General features: G+C 48.4%; 1 protein-coding gene. It reads right to left on the bottom strand.

Annotated elements, in window-relative coordinates:
* The coding region (locus tag NHN17_RS25900) for a hypothetical protein (protein ID WP_255045545.1) at nucleotides 1-535 on the bottom strand (535 nt) is incomplete at both ends.

The raw sequence follows: 535 nt of genomic DNA, 5'->3' as shown, positions 1-535 counted from the left end.
GTAGGTTGATCTTCTGCAACCTCTTTGACCACAGTTATGGCATCAAGAACTCCACCCAGGCTGTTGTCATCTGGGGAGTCAAACTCCAACTTGGGATTATCAGTGGTTGCCGTAAATTGGTAGCTATGGTGATTCCAACCAATATCCTCTGGCGCCAAGGAATCTATCAGCTGACCTTCGAAGTAGATATCGACTTGTGAATCTTCGCCCTCGGCGTTTTTACGTGCCGACATATCAAATTCCAATGTCACCACATCGCCAGCTTTAACATCCAGATTGGTGTAGAGGTTGGATTCATCACCAGTGTTGGCTTCAAGCTCAATCACCCCACCGCGGTTGTCACCCACACCATAAACAGTGTCTTGGTGGATTTCGATATGATTGTTGGCGTTATCCGTAAACCAACCGGTCAAGGCTGTATCTTGCCCAACACCGTAATCAATCAAGCTCATGTCGGTCAGTGACACGGTTAATGAAGGCTCATCGGCTTCTGGCGTAATAGTCACCGGCGCGGTAAATACGGCATCCACCTTGG

It is taken from the genome of Photobacterium pectinilyticum (assembly GCF_024357955.1).
Classification (GTDB): domain Bacteria; phylum Pseudomonadota; class Gammaproteobacteria; order Enterobacterales; family Vibrionaceae; genus Photobacterium; species Photobacterium pectinilyticum.
The sequence above is the reverse complement of the archived record's forward strand: the minus strand, read 5'-3'. Positions and strand labels throughout refer to the sequence as shown.